The organism is Wolbachia endosymbiont (group A) of Hylaeus communis (assembly GCF_947251915.1).
Lineage (GTDB): Bacteria > Pseudomonadota > Alphaproteobacteria > Rickettsiales > Anaplasmataceae > Wolbachia > Wolbachia pipientis.
Map to the genome: position 1 here is coordinate 1236198 of NZ_OX366396.1, position 16481 is coordinate 1252678.

General features: G+C 35.7%; 8 protein-coding genes and 2 pseudogenes. 1 reads left to right on the forward strand and 9 read right to left on the reverse strand.

Going from position 1 to position 16481, the window contains the following annotated elements; translation table 11 throughout:
• Nucleotides 1-113 precede the first annotated feature (113 nt).
• From OPR52_RS06100 to OPR52_RS06115, 4 genes and pseudogenes are all read right to left on the reverse strand, one after another.
• Nucleotides 114-530 (reverse strand): annotated as a pseudogene (locus OPR52_RS06100) (Holliday junction resolvase); the annotation flags it as partial.
• 727 nt (nucleotides 531-1257) lie between these two features.
• The gene (locus OPR52_RS06105) at nucleotides 1258-1560 is read right to left on the reverse strand and encodes a transposase (protein WP_264722809.1); all 303 of its coding nucleotides are present in this window, start codon (nucleotides 1558-1560) and stop codon (nucleotides 1258-1260) included.
• A gap of 697 nt (nucleotides 1561-2257) precedes the next feature.
• The gene (gene gyrB, locus OPR52_RS06110; RefSeq protein ID WP_265038015.1) at nucleotides 2258-4645 is read right to left on the reverse strand and encodes a DNA topoisomerase (ATP-hydrolyzing) subunit B; all 2388 of its coding nucleotides are present in this window, start codon (nucleotides 4643-4645) and stop codon (nucleotides 2258-2260) included.
• Between the two features lie 208 nt (nucleotides 4646-4853).
• Nucleotides 4854-5713, reverse strand: a protein-coding gene (locus OPR52_RS06115; protein WP_265037751.1) for an IS630 family transposase whose coding sequence is annotated in 2 segments (ribosomal slippage) — nucleotides 4854-5389 and nucleotides 5389-5713 — 861 coding nt in all. Because the reading frame shifts where the segments join, the coding sequence is not laid out codon by codon here.
• Between the two features lie 61 nt (nucleotides 5714-5774).
• Here OPR52_RS06115 and OPR52_RS06120 point away from each other — a divergent pair.
• Nucleotides 5775-6089: pseudogene (locus OPR52_RS06120) on the forward strand (hypothetical protein); the annotation flags it as partial.
• Here the strand turns inward: OPR52_RS06120 and rsmD are convergent.
• The 5 genes from rsmD to OPR52_RS06145 form a co-directional block, all read right to left on the reverse strand.
• On the reverse strand, nucleotides 6047-6595 hold the full coding sequence (gene rsmD, locus OPR52_RS06125) for a 16S rRNA (guanine(966)-N(2))-methyltransferase RsmD (protein ID WP_006280837.1): 549 nt from the start codon (nucleotides 6593-6595) through the stop codon (nucleotides 6047-6049). The pseudogene OPR52_RS06120 and the gene rsmD sit on opposite strands and share 43 nt — an antisense overlap.
• 122 nt (nucleotides 6596-6717) lie before the next feature.
• Entirely contained in the window at nucleotides 6718-7350 is a 633-nt protein-coding gene (locus tag OPR52_RS06130; protein WP_007549230.1) for a WD_0853 family protein, read from the reverse strand.
• Nucleotides 7340-11020, reverse strand: a complete 3681-nt coding sequence (locus tag OPR52_RS06135; protein WP_265038020.1) for a TrbL/VirB6 family protein — start codon at nucleotides 11018-11020, stop codon at nucleotides 7340-7342. The genes OPR52_RS06130 and OPR52_RS06135 overlap by 11 nt, the downstream gene beginning before the upstream one ends.
• An 89-nt stretch (nucleotides 11021-11109) precedes the next feature.
• On the reverse strand, nucleotides 11110-14055 hold the full coding sequence (locus OPR52_RS06140; protein WP_265038021.1) for a TrbL/VirB6 family protein: 2946 nt from the start codon (nucleotides 14053-14055) through the stop codon (nucleotides 11110-11112).
• Nucleotides 14052-16457, reverse strand: a complete 2406-nt coding sequence (locus OPR52_RS06145) for a TrbL/VirB6 family protein (RefSeq protein WP_265038022.1) — start codon at nucleotides 16455-16457, stop codon at nucleotides 14052-14054. Before OPR52_RS06145 ends, OPR52_RS06140 begins: the two co-directional genes overlap by 4 nt.
• Nucleotides 16458-16481: the final 24 nt, after the last annotated feature.

The following is a 16481-nucleotide window of genomic DNA, read 5'->3' on the forward strand; positions in this document are numbered from 1 at the left end:
AGCTCTATTACACTCGTTACCTCATGCAACATAGTGGTCTGTTCCAAACTTTTGGCTAGACTTTGTTTGTGTTGGATTTTCACCAACTGTTCTCCAAGCACTTCTTGGCGCACCAAAGCATCCCCCTCATTATCATCTTGAGGAATAAACCCTTTTCCCTTTACAGCTTCAATAACTTCACCCTTACTTGCATTGCCTTTGCCTGCTATGAAACGTTTTATCGTCTTCACCGGAACACCTTTGTATGGTATATGATGCTCTTCACACCAAGCAGTTAAAATGGCAAAAAAACCACCATAACAATGTGCAGCGTCAGTACCTAAATGTCTTCTCACTTCTTCAAAATACACTGCTTCAATATCTGAAAATCTTTCCCTCATCTCATTGAGCCACCTACGAAAATTTAAGAAGTGCATTCCACCTCCGCTGAAACGGCTACCATGAAAGTTTTCACTCCCACTTTGAATTACTCCATCTGTCAGAATTGCCCAGCCTGTTTGTTTGCCGAGGTCTAGTGTTAAGATTGACATTTGCTATAATTTAAAACTGCAAGTAGCACTAAATATCATTTGGTTCCTTCAAAATACGCTATGAATGGGTTTTTGTTGGCCAATGACAAGAATCTTATGCTACCTACCTTAGTTAGGACTTGCTATTATATATATTCACCGATTTTACAAAAACTGTTCACTTTTTTAATTTTTCTTTGCAAAGCGTAAAAAACGTGCTAAACTCACTTGTGAGTTTACTATACAGCAATAGAATTGCTAAGAATGCCATTTATTCGAGTTCTAAGGGGCATTATATGCGTTCTTTGGTAATGGTAGTATTTTTAGTACCCTAAAGTTACATCTAGCTTTAAAACAAAGTTTTTGCCTCATCTAAAAAAATATAAAGCTGTTTCTTCTCAATTACGTAACTTACCAAAAACCTAAATTTCTTTTGCTTTCTTCAATCTTTTCTTGTTTGCCGAATTTAAGCTTTTGTGTTTGAAGCACATCTACACTCAATGCCCTATACTAATATATACCGGATTTCTTACCACTTTTTCCGGGATTTTCTAAAAAAAAGTTAAAATAATTTCAAAACTGCTTATCAGATAAAGCTCTATTTTTAATGTTTCACAGTTGCTTGTCTCTTTCACAAATAACCTTATATACTATTTGAAGTAAATAACTATATGCTGCTGGCATTCAACCTCCTTATCATCATCTACCCTTATCCTATCACATCCGGACTTTTATGGAAAGAGCTATACTATATAAAAAAATATTTTACTCTTTTTGACTGGCCAGGGCTTTTTTTAAAATGTCTCTTTCCCTTGTTACTCTTGTTTTGTAAATCAAACCTCTCTTTGTCGTAAGGAGCCATGTTACCTCTACCTGGAAATGCATCTGCTGCCGACTTTTTTTCGTTGTGTTTCTTTATCCATTTTCCTAATAAACCACCCTTTATTCCTAAATCCTTTGCTATTTTTGTAATTGTTTGACCTGCCTTTCTTTGTTCATTTGCCAGCTTAACAGCTTCCAATTTGAATTCTGCCGTATATTCTCTTGCCATTTCTAATCCTCCAAAATTTTATTTTACCCGAAAAAACTCCTTTCTTTCTCTCCACTTTTTCTGGGTAAGGTCACTTGGCAACAGTTGCTCTACTTTCTCCTTCATCCAATGCTTCCATTGCTTCCATTGCTTTTTTCCTTAAGTCGTAACTATACGCTGCTGGCATACAAACCCCTCTACCATAAATCCATTCTTACCTTATTGGGATTATTATGAGAAGAGCTATAACTCTATGGGAGGGAAGCAAAATCTGGGATTCGGCCTTAATGGCATTAGCGTTGCATCAGCTTCACCCTCCCTGTGAGGTATTTTAGCTCTAATGCCTCACATCATAAAGATACAAGTGTCAAGCTACTTGGATGACAGGGGAGGGAGGCACTGGGATGACAGGAGAAGGTAGTGGGATGACACCATGACAACCGTCATCCCGCTGCTTGTTAGCGGGATCTAGAGATACCGCGAATGAATCGCGGCATGACGTAGGACTGCTTTCATTCCAGTGCTTGACACTGGAATCCAGCCTTTCTGCAATCTCATCGAAAACGTTGTAACCACTTTCTATGCTAGTTTGCTTGTGAGCAACCTGGATTCCAGTGTCAAGCACTGGAATGACACCGTTATAAAGGAACCAGTGTCAGCTACTTGAATGACACAGTCTTTGCTTAAACCCGTAACGTTCGTACATTTTGCTAAAAGTTCAAATATCAACATCATGCACATTAAGTGCATTGCTATTAATAAAATCACGGCGTGGTTCAACTATATCACCCATTAATATTGAAAATATGGAATCAGCTTCTTCACAATCTTTTATTTCAACCTTTAATAAAGTTCTAGCCTCAGGATTTAACGTAGTATCCCATAGCTGATCGGCATTCATTTCACCAAGACCTTTAAATCTCTGCAGAGTTAAACCCTTTTTACCATAGTCCATTATTATTTTTGCAAGCGTACTTGGAGAAGTGATTCTTATTTCAGTTTCTTGTGACTTTAAAAATGAATCACCATTAAATAAATTACTTATACCATCAAGCAAACTTAATATGTTTTGCATATCTTTGCCTTCAAGCATACTAAGTGCAAATATATATTTGTCTGCCAATCCTTGAAACAATTTAGAGATATGAATTTCTTTTTCTTCATCTTTTATTTCCACTTCCCAAGTGTATTCGCTGTACATTAACTTCAAATACTTTAATATCTCATCAGCCGATGATAGAGCATTCTTTTTACTTAAAATTAGCAATGACTCTAAGAGATTTTGTGGTATTTCTCTATCATAATTTTTGCTAATATTAGAAGTGCTAACGCATTTATTCAAAATAAGGCGCAAGTTGTTAAATTCTGTAGCTGTACCACTTAGTGTTAATCTTTTAACTGCTGAGTTTATTATATACTCTTCAAAAGTTTCGTCATCTTTAATATAAGTGTCTTTGGCATTCTTTGTAACTTTATAGAGGGGTGGCTGTGCTATGTATAAGTAACCTTTTTCAATAACTTCACGCATATGTCTAAAAAAGAAAGTTAGAATCAAAGTTCTTATATGTGAACCATCAACATCTGCATCTGTCATGATGATAATTTTATGATATCTAGCTTTTTCAATATCGAAGTGTTCACTCCCTATTCCAGCACCAATTGCAGTAATTAAAGAGCCTATTTCTGCAGATGAAAAAATACGATCTAAACTTACACGTTCTACGTTTAGAATTTTTCCTCTTAAGGCAAGCACTGCTTGTGTTTTACGATTACGCCCCTGCTTTGCAGTACCACCTGCTGAATTACCCTCTACTATAAATAATTCCGATAACTCAGGAGCTTTTTCCTGACAATCAGCAAGCTTTCCTGGCAGAGTTGCAATATCAATACTGTTTTTGCTTTTAACTAGCTCGCGCGCTTTTCTTGCAGCTTCTCTTCCTTTTGCTGACCTGATTGCTCTTTCTACTATGCTTGCTGCCAATTTGGGATCAGTTTCAAGGATTGTGCTCAATTTATCAGAAACTATACTTTCTACAACTGCACGTGCTTCAGAACTAACTAGTTTATCTTTTGTTTGTGAAGAAAACTTAGGATCAGGCATCTTAAGAGATAAAACACAAGTTAAACCTTCTCTAACGTCCTCTCCAGTTAAATTTACTTTTGCTTTCTTTAAAAACCCTTCATTAGTTGCATAGGTATTGATACATCTAGTTAGTGCAGATCTAAATCCTGCCAAATGCGTACCACCATCTTGTTGCCGTATATTATTAGTGAAACACAACATATTCTCATAGTAGGAATCATTCCATTCCATCGATATTTCCAAGCTGATGCCAAGATCTTCTGCATCTCCTTTCATACTGGCAATTTTAGTTACATGTGTCTTATTCTTATCTAAATACTGCACAAAATTTGCTGTACCAAAATTGTCTTTAGATTGATTGCTCTGATTGAAATGAGATTCTGTATATGGTTCATTGCGCAGATCACGTAAAGTAATGTCGATATTTGAATTTAAAAATGCTAGTTCTCTTATACGACTTTCAAGCGTTGAGTAACTGAAATTAATGCCATTAAAAGTCTCTGTTGATGGCATGAACGTGACTTTAGTTCCTCTTTTGTTTGTATTTTCGTTGACTACCTTTAAAGGTTCAATAGACTCACCATCTTCAAAACGCATAAAGTGTTCTTTCTTATTGCGCCAAATAATTAATTCCAACCAGCTTGATAATGCATTCACAACTGAGATTCCAACACCATGTAATCCCCCAGAAACTTTATAGGTATTGCTGTCAAATTTACCACCAGCATGGAGTTGAGTCATTATTACCTCTGCTGCTGACATTCCTTCTTCTTCATGAATGTCAGTTGGAATGCCACGACCATTATCAGTTACAGATACTGAACCATCTTTATTTATGCTAACTTCAATTTGATCACAATATCCAGCTAAAGATTCATCTATTGCGTTATCAACAACCTCATATACCATGTGGTGCAAGCCAGATCCATCGTCAGTGTCACCAATGTACATACCTGGACGTTTCCTTACAGCATCAAGACCCCTTAAGATTTTTATTGCATCGGCATTATAACTATTTTCCATGGTATTGCTTCGTTTATGAATGTTAATTAATATTACATTCATATATGCTGATTAGCAACATTTTTAAACTGATAACCCATATTAAAAGCACAACTTTACGAATGTTTATTTTTGAAGACAGCAAATAGTGTCATTCCAATGTGTCTTCCATAACTGTACGAACATTCATTTTTGAAGGTATAGCATTTCTCATAATAGTCCGAACAGGTCATAGGAAGGCAGAATCAACAGCACGACGAAAGGATTCGAATAGAGGAATGTTTTTCCTGGCTCTGTTTTTTATAGCAAACCAATGATGCTCAATTTTGTTGAAATCTGGAGAATAAGGCGGCAGATACAAAATTTCTGCACCAACCCCTTTAGCAAGCTCGATAATCTTATCAGACTTATGAAAAGTAGCATTGTCAAGAATGACAGTCTGTCCAGGTTCCAAGATCGGTGTCAAAAATTGCTCAAACCATCCATTAAAAACATCCATATTACAGTGGCCTTCAAAGGTTAACGGAACAACTATCTTTCTTCCACTTAAGGCTGCAACCATACTGATTCGTTGAGTTTTCTTTCCAGATTTTAAGGCATAAAACCGCTGTCCTTTCTGGCAATATCCGTAGGGGTAGTCTTCGGTGTTATCAATGCCAGACTCATCTATATACACTAAGTTTTTAGGTTCTTTTGTCGCTATAATTTTCAAAAATTCAGCACGTTTTTCTTCGTTTCTTTCCTTGTATCCATATGTCTTTTTTTGCGCGTAAATTCAATTTTTTTAAGGGCTCGATAGATCGTTTGGATACTAACGTTGTTCCAAAGTTTAGCCATTTCCGATAGAGTCTTTCCTCCGTGTTCTCTGGCAAATTTGGCAAAGGTATCCCAGTCGGTAATTTTGTGATTGTAACCCCCATTTCCAAGTTTTTTTGATTGAAAGTCTCCTGTTTCTTTTCTTCTTTGCTGCCACTCCCATAAAGTAGTTCGTCCAATCTTAAATCTTGCTGCCACTGTTTCTCTGCTTTCTCCTTCGTCTAGCGCTTCCATTGCTTTTTTTCTTAAATCATAACTATATGCTGCTGGCATTCAACCTCCTTATCATCATCTACCCTTATCCTATCACATCCGGACTTTTATGGAAAGAGCTATACTTGAGCACGATCCTGAAAAGGTTTGTGAAAATAAAAATATTCATGCTGATCATAAAGAACATTTAGTTTATCGTGAGGATAATAATGGTACAACAAAATACACCAGTTACGAAGAAAAAGAAAATAAATTTATTGAAGAAGCACATGAATATTTAATAGACTCTGAATTTAATAAAAATTTTGATCTAGGGCAGTACAGAATAAGTAATTTCTCCGGAAACTTGACGAAAATAGAACTGGAACTCATCAATGAAAAGTATATGCAAGTTCAAGTTAATAGAGAAAGAAAAATTATTCTCGCTATACCGTAGGTGCGTTCCAAGATTATACTGAAGTTTTTATTGCACTCAAAATCTTCGTTTTTCCTAATCTCTAGAATTATCAATGCATCATCACTTAACCAGCCTGAGTGAGCTAGTCCATTCAACGTTGATTCAACTAGATTGCTATTGTAAGGTGGGTCTATAAAAACTATGTCACATTTTGAAATAGGTTGTGGTAAGCAGTTAGCACTGCAGCAAATTAGCGTAACATTGTCCGTAATTCCAAAATCTTTTGCTGTTTTTTTAGGCAATTGCAAATTGTAATAATCTGAATCTACCATAAATGCATGTTTAGCGCCGCGAGAAAGCGCTTCAAATGAAAAAGAACCACTACCACAGAATAAATCAAGTACATTCAAGTTATAAATAGGTTTTCTTGAGGAAAGCATATTAAATATTGCTTCTCGGACAATACTCATAGTTGGCCGTGCAGCTAAATGCTTACCTGTAGTTATTTTTCTTCCGCGATATTTGCCTGCAATGATGCGTAGCATATTAAATAAGCTCCAAAATAATTAATTATTTATACTATATGATTAATGTCAATATGGCTTTAGCAGTTTAATAGAGAGAAGCTATCGAGTCGCTTGTAAGAAAAACACAAACACAAGACTCATCAGTTATCTTTTTCTGATTTGCCTGCTGCATTAATTGCTTGACCAATCTCATCTTGTAAATCATCATGATCATTTTTTTCATCATGATTTAGCCCTTCAATTCTGCTTTCTAACTCTAACTTAATTATAGTATTGATTTTATCTATATTATCAAGAAAGCCTCTGCATTCTTCTTCACTATACTCTTCACCAGATGCTTTTTTTTCAATAAATAGGTTTTTAAATCCTGCTAGATCAGAATTCTGATCGGTATTTAGTACAACATTTCTCTCTATGAAGCTAAGATCTGACAGCAGTAAGCTAACCTCTAACAGATCTTCACTTTTCACGCTTTTAAGGTCTTCAAGACTTTCTAAAATACTAAACACCTTAATCCTTTCTTGTACAATCTCTTTGTCTTCCTTATCAAATTCAGACAATAAACCATGATTATCTACAAATTTCTCACTCAAAGCTTTATTCAATTTAGCAAAATTGACATCCTTGTCAAGTGATGTGTTATCCCGCAACAAGTCTACCCTTGCCCTACGCGCATTTAAAATGTCGTCGTAGTCATTTAACTTTATGTTGCCATCTTTGTCTTGCTGCAATTTATAATAATCAAGGCCTTTGAAATTTTTATTAGTCTTCATCTTCAATCCTCTTCTCATCTCCTTTTGCATCTGGTTTCCTCATTGGTTCCGGTAATTTCCTTTTACTGTCTTCTCGATTTCTTTTTTCCTCTCTTTCAGCACGTTTTTTTATAGCTTCCTGGGTATTCATTTCAAAAAGTGCCTTAACGTACTCTTCTGGATTTTTTGGTTCTTTAAATAAAGGCTTAAGATTATAAACTTCGTCTTTTCGATCTCTTTCTTCTTTTCTTCTAGCTCTTTCAGCACGTTTTTCCATACCTTCAAAAGCAGATCCAAAATCATCAATTTCATCTGAACCTTTTGGTTCCGTGCCTAAATTTCGTGTCACTTCATTTGATTGATCAGGCTTATCTTCTTCTGTTGGCTGATCATGCTGTAGTTGATTAGGCTTGTCTTCTTGTTCTGTGCTTAGTTCTCGTACTACCTTATCTGGTTGACCTCCCCCTCGTAGTCGAAGAGGGTCGCCTTCTTCTAGTGGCTGATCATGGTTATCTCTTACTAGTTCCGTGCCTAACTCTCGTTCTACCTTATTTGATTGATCAGGATTGTCTTTTTCTGGTTCTCTCTTACGGCCTATGGTGTCATCATGAAGCTTATTCAAGAAATCTTGCCTATGCGATTTTGCTCTAAAAAGTAAGTTATTTGGATAACCATCTTTTTCTCCTGTACGGCGGCTAACTCCTATAGAATCAAGGCCATGCTCCCAAGTAAACTTCATAGCATCTTCTATTGTATAGCCCAAATGTGATCCTACGTATCCTTTATAATAATCTAAATATTTACCGATCCTTCTGTGTGTAATATCTTCCTTATCAACTCCAAATGCCCTGTAGATCTTTTCCTCAAGTTTATCAACGTCATTTTTAGGTGATGTTGCAAATTTTGTTGCTTCAATAGTAGCACCTACAAATTTACGTGGCACATCAATAGCGTATTTCAGCACTCCTCCAACTCTTGGTACTCTCCCCAGCAGATTAGCTGCACCTCCGGCTAATCTATCCGGTAAATGAGTAGCCCAACTGCCTAAAGACTCAAGTCCTCTACCAGCAAAATTTTGCCACTGCTGTTTGAATCCTTCCATTATGCCAGTCAAAGGCGATGCCTGATACATACTAGATATATTGTAAACGCTGAATCCACCACCAGCGATACTTGAGCCCATTTGCTGTACGAACGTGCGTAAGGAGAACATTAAAAATGAAAGCAAGAATAGTATAAAGATTTCCCCTGCATTGATTAAATAACCTCTCTGTATGTCTTGCACCCTTTGGTAATCGCTATTTTCTTGATAATTTTTGCAATCCTCACAATCTTTACATTTCTGACAGTATTCACTGTTGGGATCCTTATATAAATCATGAAGTTTCAGTATTCTACAACCTTGTTTTTCTACCGCACTCCGCACTAAAGATCTTATTTCATTAATTATTTCCCTATAACTATTGCATTTATTTATATCTTGACAGTAGCGTTTTATTATTTCACTAACATCACCTATCCTTTTCTCTATATTGTTGATCAGTAATATAATGTCAGCCCTCTCTGATGCATGGGATAAACTATTTGTTAAACGCACTAAATCTTTTACACTACAGCTATTATCTACTACCATATCACTTTCTGCAATATAATGGTCTGCTGGATTCTCTTTAGTACCAGGAATTGGGTTAAAGAAAGGATAATCTATATAACGAAACCCTTTTTCAATGTAATCCGGTGGAAGAGGGATATACCCAGCACCGCCAGTAAATTTTATTGTACCACCTTCTCTGCTTATCTTTTCTATACCTTCTATGTTCTTATCTACGTTCAGCGGAGAAGCTTCTCCAAGAGTGTAAGGTACGAAAATTTGCCCTGGGGTCCAACCAAAGTACTGCTTATCAACGATACAAAAACCACCAAACACCCATTTTGGAGCACATAACCTTACCTCAAACCATTTATTGTAGCATACAGTAAAACCTAACTGCCTATAAAAGGTATTCATTATAATGGAAGCCAGTAATGACAAGAGAGCAAATATCATAATCGACTGTAAACAAAAGCTGATGCAGAATTTTATCCAACCTTCAAATAGACTTTTCAGCGGTGAAAATAAAATAGAAATTAGAAACAGTGGCATAATGGCTATAAGAAAAGCTATACCCATAAAACCAGAGAGAAATATTATGTAAGCATATAAGCACAGCAAGAAGTATAGCACAATCCCTATGAAAATTGCCGGTATCATAAGAAGGCTTGCCCACATTTGGTAATGCAAAAACGCTGCAAACTTTTTCCAAACAGAATAAGCAAAAAACTTATTGAACATGTCCTCCATGAAGCTAAACAACTTAGCTTCATCTCCTTGAGCAATACTTCCGGTGTTCATGTTGGGAGCAAAGTTAGTAATTATACTTATCAATTGTTCAAGACCTTTAACGAATAAAACAAGAAAATGATCATAGAAAAATCTAAAACTTCCAGGAGATATAAGCACTATTACTAGAGTGATTTTCATCATTCTGATGAGCATATCATGCTTAGTCTCTTGTATCATGCCAAAAAGATAAAGAAGCGATGAAATCATTACAAATAGAACAAGCAAGGAAAGAACAAAATTGTGAAAGCTCGTACTTTTTTCAGCTATATTTTCGAACATAGCTTGTGCAGCTGCAGGATCGTTACTGTTAAAATGCTTTTCACAATTTTTGTTAATCAATAATACACATTTTAGATAGTGATAAATGTAATCAAAAAACCCAAAACTACTTGGCTGGTGCACTCCACTTAAGAACTCAAAAGAGTAGCCACCTACATTATCTAAGTAATATCTATCTAATATTTTTACATATATTTTCCATCCCTTTTTTAACTCCAATGCATCACAATTTTCGTCCTTTAATTTAGTGTTATTTCTGTCTAAAGTAAAAAGACCGCTCCCATTTTCTGCTACGGAGTTGTAACCTAGATGCACAGTAGGAGATGAAGGATTGCGCATAGATTTCAGACTTTCATTAGGATCTGGATCTATAAATACTTTTTTACCATCAGCATCTATGGTAGATCTTCTAAATAAAAGATAAGCACCATGACCGTTGGTAAACCAACATGGAGCACCACGTGATACTGTATTTGCGCTATCATCTTCATTAATGCACTTGCACTTTACAGTGCAACTTGTACCAGACTTACTTGAAATTTTCTGTGGCGCACTAGGTTTGTAATCATTACAAACTAAGTGAAAGTCAGGTAGACTATTATCACCTGACTTGCCTTCAAATTTAGTTGCATATTTTAACTGCTCCAAGCTTTGTAAGGTATAACTGCCTTTTTTAGATTCCTTCTTGTTATTATTACTCCAAGATGTCCATGCACCATTAACTCGCACTTTTAAACTATCTCCATTGGTTTCGAGTCCGGTATCCTCCCACTTCACCACTTGGTTATGGTGAAAACCATAATTAATTTCGCCAGTTTCAGGATCAATAACGCTTTCATCTTCACCTTCTGGAATAAAAGCATCATGATCGCTTGAAAAATGAGCGCTTACTGCAATAGGTTTAGGACCAAAATAGTCAGCAGATATGCACCTTGGAAAAGGCATATCGTTTTTACTACAACCTGTGATCAGCACATAAGCTGCAAGAAGTAATACCCTAAACCAACATTTGCCTAAACGTGATTGCATATCTAAACTTTTTCCAAATACAGAATAAATTTCTAAAACTTTACTTAAAATATCTTTTTAATTAGTTACTCCATAATATCATTTATATCTTACTCCTCTCCATTTTCTTCCTTGTTTTTAGCTTTAGCACTAGGATCACTTCTTATTGTTTCATCAGAATTTTTTTGCTGATCTGATTGTTTTAATGTTTTAGGTCTATCACTCGTTGTTTTATCAGAACTTCCTTTAGAATCTTCTTTTTTGTCTGGTTGCTTTGGCGTGTTAGGTAATTTAGCCTCAATTTTTCCCCGATCTTTACTCATTTTCTGCTTGATACTCTGTATCATACTTTGGGTCTTATCATCAAGGCCAACGGTTGACAGCATAGCTTGCGATGCGCTCTTAGCAACTGTACCAACACCGCCAGTAACTCCATAACCAGAGCTAAATAGTGTTTGTACCATAGTTTCCGATATAGAAACAAAAGCTTCCATTGCACCGGCAATAATGAGGTATATAAACGCCTGGATTAGGTCTATAGGTAATGCTGCAAAGTGTCCACCAGCCCTTTCTCCGGTACTGAGTACAACATCAACGCTAGTGCCAGGACTGTATCCAAGAGGCAGTATTGATTTCATCAAGCACAGATCATACGATAAGAAATTTACGCTAATTAAACATTGATAGCATGCAGAAAAATTTGTGAGGTTATATAAAACTGAATACATCAACTGATTTAAAAGAGATAAAAATGAAAATAAAATGACTGGTTCTAATGAAACATGAGCCAACGTTTTTATCCAATTATCAAACAAGGGTTTAGTCTTTTGAAATAGAATAAATACGATAAATAAAGGTGTTAATGACAGTAAAAACGCTACTAGAACAGTAGATATTACATATTTCAATGTAGCACTAATAATGCATTTTAAAAACGCATAAGTAGCGCAGAGTATTGCCAAAAATGCAATAACGCCAAAAGGACCAGAAAGCATCAACGATAAAAACTTTAGCCAAGTTTCTGCTGTGAATAATACTCCTGCTGTCAAGTCTAAGAATGCAAATTTTCTCTCCCCTTCTCCTACATAGCCAGAAAAACTATCAACTAAATAAGTGCTACCATCTATAAAAAGTCTGGATAAAGTTGTACCAAAAAGTTCCCAGCTTCTATCGCTAAAGGCAAAAGCTATAAATGCTATCTTGAACATTCTTACAATGAAATCAAATTTACTTAGCTGTATTGTTCCAAGCATATAGCCAACGACAGTAAATATAACGTATAGAGTAAGCAAAGCTCTTACCCCTTGAAGAAGACCTCTTGCATATCCTTTGTATGAATCTTTAACGCTGTCCCCAATTACTTCTTCTTTTATAAGTTTAAATACCCCGTTTACATTCGATGAAATAAAATCATTAATTTTTCTTTTAACAAATAAAGTTACTGTGTACTTATTATTTTCATAATATTTGCCATTTTTATCTGTAATGTCATCTCTCTCTACGTTGCTTACATTGATGCCGAAATATATCTTCTTAGATTCTTCGTTCTGAAAGTGTTCTCCGCTTATTACATCTAATATGGTGTACTCATCTTTTCCGTTTACTCTTTCTCTCACTCCTACCACTTTAAAATCATTAGTTCCCACACCATGCAAATCTTTAGGTGGCTCATCACCTAAATATACATATAATTTTTCGCCATTAATATATTCACATGATCTAGTCACTTTAACATGGTACCCTCCTCTATTATAGTAATAATGACCATAATCTGCGATAGCGAGCATCACACTACTACCGGGCGTTACCTCGTCATTTACTGGATAATCATTGTTCAATTCCAGAGAAAAATCCTCGAATTTATTGTTATCGCCAATTTGCGAACACATATTATCCCCTTTTGCACCCTCTTTCTTTGGAAGACATTGAATACCTTTAGCGGTATTTTTATCATCAGGATCACCAATTTTTGCAACAAGAGCCTCAGCCCAAGATTTATCATCTTCAGTAAAACTACCTGCTTTAACATTCCCTTCCATTTTTTCTAGATAAGAATACATATCACATTTATTTCCTTTATCGTACTTCTTATACCTTATAGAGGAGACACAGTTCCGTTCTCCTGCTTGACCTAAACCATAGTTCCATATACCCTTCTCAGTATAGCATATATTTTGATGGTAACAGTTAAGCTCATAGGAGGAGTACTTTTTTCTCTCATCAAGACTACAGTTTTTTCCATCACATAACTCGTTCAATCCTATTTTAGCGCGGCGTAAATCAAGTAGTGAACCATATACCCATGGTTCGTTGTCTTGAATATAACCTTTATTAAAATGCACCTTATTATCATATGGGGTATACCCATTGCCAACTAGCACTTTGCTTTCCTTTGCTTTTGTTTTATCAAGAGGTAAAAATTGTATTTTATTTTTTGTACCATCTTTACCATCACAAAAAAACTCTCCCCCCTGATGTACTTCACTCACTGTAGCTTTCTTATATACAGTTTCCTTACGATCATTTTCTACAGCTTTATAACAATTGTCATCAAAATTGATGCCTTTCCCTTCTGGATTGTCGTAATCAATTGTTATTTTTCTGGGAACTAAGCTGAAGCTTAACTTGTCACCAGGATTTACTTTAATTCCAGTGTCCACATAACGTCTATTGCTGCCAAATCCTTTGCCACCACATAGTTCGTTTTTACTTTCATTAACACCATAATTGTTAGGTACACTATTAATATCCGCAGCCTTACTATAATTTGGTTCTGAGCCATCAGCACAAAAGCTAGCTGGCACAAGTACTTTCCTTGGATTTTTGTCTTCTTTAAAAGGGCAAAAATTTACTGATCCATCGAGGGTGAATTTGATTTTCTCACCCTGACTAATTACCTGACCAGAATCAACCCAATGAATTTTATCGGCTTTACGAACTGGAACATCCACATTAACGCTGGTGTTTTTGCTCTGCAACCCAGGCTCGACACAATCCATATTACAACCAGTGATTGCAAGACACAGTATCAATAATAGTGATCTTTTACTTATCATTGCTGTCTTCCTGGTTGTGGTATCTGAGGCGTTGACCTTTGAGTCCCTTGTGGTATTTGAGGTCTTGACGTACCCGACTGTTGAGAGGCATCTCCTCTTTCTCTTCTTTGAACGCTTTGTTCATCTAACCCTACTGTTCCCATTAAGCTTTGTTGATACTGTCTTCCAGGTTCGCTTGCTACATAAGCACCAAACAACGAGTCAGATATTGCCGAAGAAGCTTCAACTAAAGCTTTCATAGCGTGTCCCAAAATAACAAAAGCCATCATAGCGGTAATATTAGGTGTATATTTGGAAGCATAACCATAAAAAATACAAGGGTTAAAAATCTTTAGGTTAATATTAAGTATACATGTAGAGCAGACCTCAAAATCAAATACTGAATACACAATATAATCCATAACCTGACTTATCAGTGATATAAAAATTAAAAGGACCACTGGATGAATTGCTAATCTTGCTAAATTTTTAACCCAGTTTTGAAACATCTGCCTAGTATACGCAAATAAAAGACAAATAATAAAAATAGGTGCTAAAGAAAGTAATAACGCAACTATTGCTATAGATGTAATAAAAGAAAATAAGGCATTAAAAATAGATAAGCTCACTGTGATTAAACCCCAAATCACCAAGCAAAAAGATACAATGCCCAAAGGGCCAGAAAATATAAGAGATACTATTAACAATACTGAATGCGATGACAAGAACCTATTGAGCGGCAAATCAAGAAACTCAAAAACATTTGAAGTAGTGCCTCTAAAATTTGCTATTTCTATTAGTTGTTTTGGAGTGTTAATAAATATAGAGAATGCGTTGTTATAAAAAAAGTCCCAGCTATTATCCTGCAATAGCTGGGCGATGATTCCTATCTTTACGCATATAATTAAAAACTCATATATAGAAATATGAGTTAATCCAAAAAAGTAATAAAGAGTATATAAGATTATATATAGTACTAATAGTGATATTATAGTAGATCTAATGGTATTTGTTCTGCTTGATTTTATAAAACTTTCGTAAAGAGACTTTACAGGACTAGTATCAGAGTGAATTGCGTTAGGGTCTTTATAATTAGAGCCGAAAAATGCAGTTTTCACTTTTTCATCAAAGAAATTATATATTGCACTAAAAGTTCTTGTAGGTGGCTCTTTAGTTGTTAGGTTAATGCTAAACTGACCTTCATTTTTGTAATCGCAGCCATGGTCTCTTATTCCGTAATATATGGTGCCTGTTTTGTCTTTTAATTTTCCTTTCGAGTTTTCCATATATTGGATGTCATGAACTTTGCTGATATCTACAGATATATCCGCTTGGTTTTCACCAGGCTGATGCTCAGGAAGTTTGTCAGAGACGCTTATATACAAGCTATTCTCCAGACTGTGGTTCTTCGTTACTCTTATGTTGAAACCACCTTTGCCTCCAGTACCAAGGGTGAAAGTTAAATTCTCACCTTGGTGATGATTGCCCTTCACTTTATGATCATAGTTAGTGCATAAACCACCTCCTGGAATGTGCTCAAAATCCTCATCATCCATGTGAGCACGTAATAGTGTAATGTCAGTTTTTACCTGTTTTCCCTTTAATACGTTACTAATAATTTCAGCAATAACAGATTCACCACTAGAATTTAAAGCATTGAATAGCTCAATTTCTATATTATTATATTCAATATACGTGCAACCTTTGTTTCCGCTGCCGGAAGGAAATTTACATATACGTCCGCAGAGTAAATTCAAAATGCGCGTATCTGTTTTGTTTTTCTGATCACTTGAAAGCCCGCTACAGTCTATATTTCCTCCTTCTTGTTTTATAGATTTGACAATCTTTTCAATCTCTTCTTTACTATTCCCTTCAACTAATTTTGATGGGTCTGAACTCCAATACTCTTTTCCATTCAACCATTGCGCATCGCCTATTATATATTTATTAGGACATATTCCATCCTGACATCCTTCTCGATTTAAAACATGTGCAAAATGTTCCGTTTCTTGCTCGCTACACTTTTCGTCGATTTTCAAATACCTGATTTTTGTCTCACTCTCTTTATCTTTACACACTTTACTTCCAATAACACTAAAGCTTATCGTATCGCCTTTCTTAAGTGCAAATGGTAATGTAACGCTATTTTTCCCAGGCCCAATTGCAAAATCTTCATACTGCTTAGGGCAAAAATTAACCTTACTAGGCACTATACCAATCTCTGTTACTCTTATTCTATCTGAGATATTAACACCGGAATCAACCCACTTCTGCTCTGTTGACACTATATCTAGTTTTTCACGCAAACCTGATAAATTTTCTGGCTTAATACAGTGATCCTCCCCGCATCCAGACAATAAAAAAAGCACCACAAAACTTATGCATAGCTTACCCAAGTTTTGGTTACTTAAACGTTTAAGCATCTGTTACTTACCTTAACTAGCATC

What these genes read in the sequence shown, in the direction of transcription:
- OPR52_RS06130 (WP_007549230.1), bottom strand. Translation starts at nt 7,350, where the DNA reads ATGAAGACTAATAAAAATTTCAAAGGCCTTGATTATTATAAATTGCAG.
- OPR52_RS06145 (WP_265038022.1), bottom strand. Translation starts at nt 16,457, where the DNA reads ATGCTTAAACGTTTAAGTAACCAAAACTTGGGTAAGCTATGCATAAGT.
- OPR52_RS06105 (WP_264722809.1), bottom strand. Translation starts at nt 1,560, where the DNA reads ATGGCAAGAGAATATACGGCAGAATTCAAATTGGAAGCTGTTAAGCTG.
- gyrB (WP_265038015.1), bottom strand. Translation starts at nt 4,645, where the DNA reads ATGGAAAATAGTTATAATGCCGATGCAATAAAAATCTTAAGGGGTCTT.
- OPR52_RS06135 (WP_265038020.1), bottom strand. Translation starts at nt 11,020, where the DNA reads ATGCAATCACGTTTAGGCAAATGTTGGTTTAGGGTATTACTTCTTGCA.
- rsmD (WP_006280837.1), bottom strand. Translation starts at nt 6,595, where the DNA reads ATGCTACGCATCATTGCAGGCAAATATCGCGGAAGAAAAATAACTACA.
- OPR52_RS06140 (WP_265038021.1), bottom strand. Translation starts at nt 14,055, where the DNA reads ATGATAAGTAAAAGATCACTATTATTGATACTGTGTCTTGCAATCACT.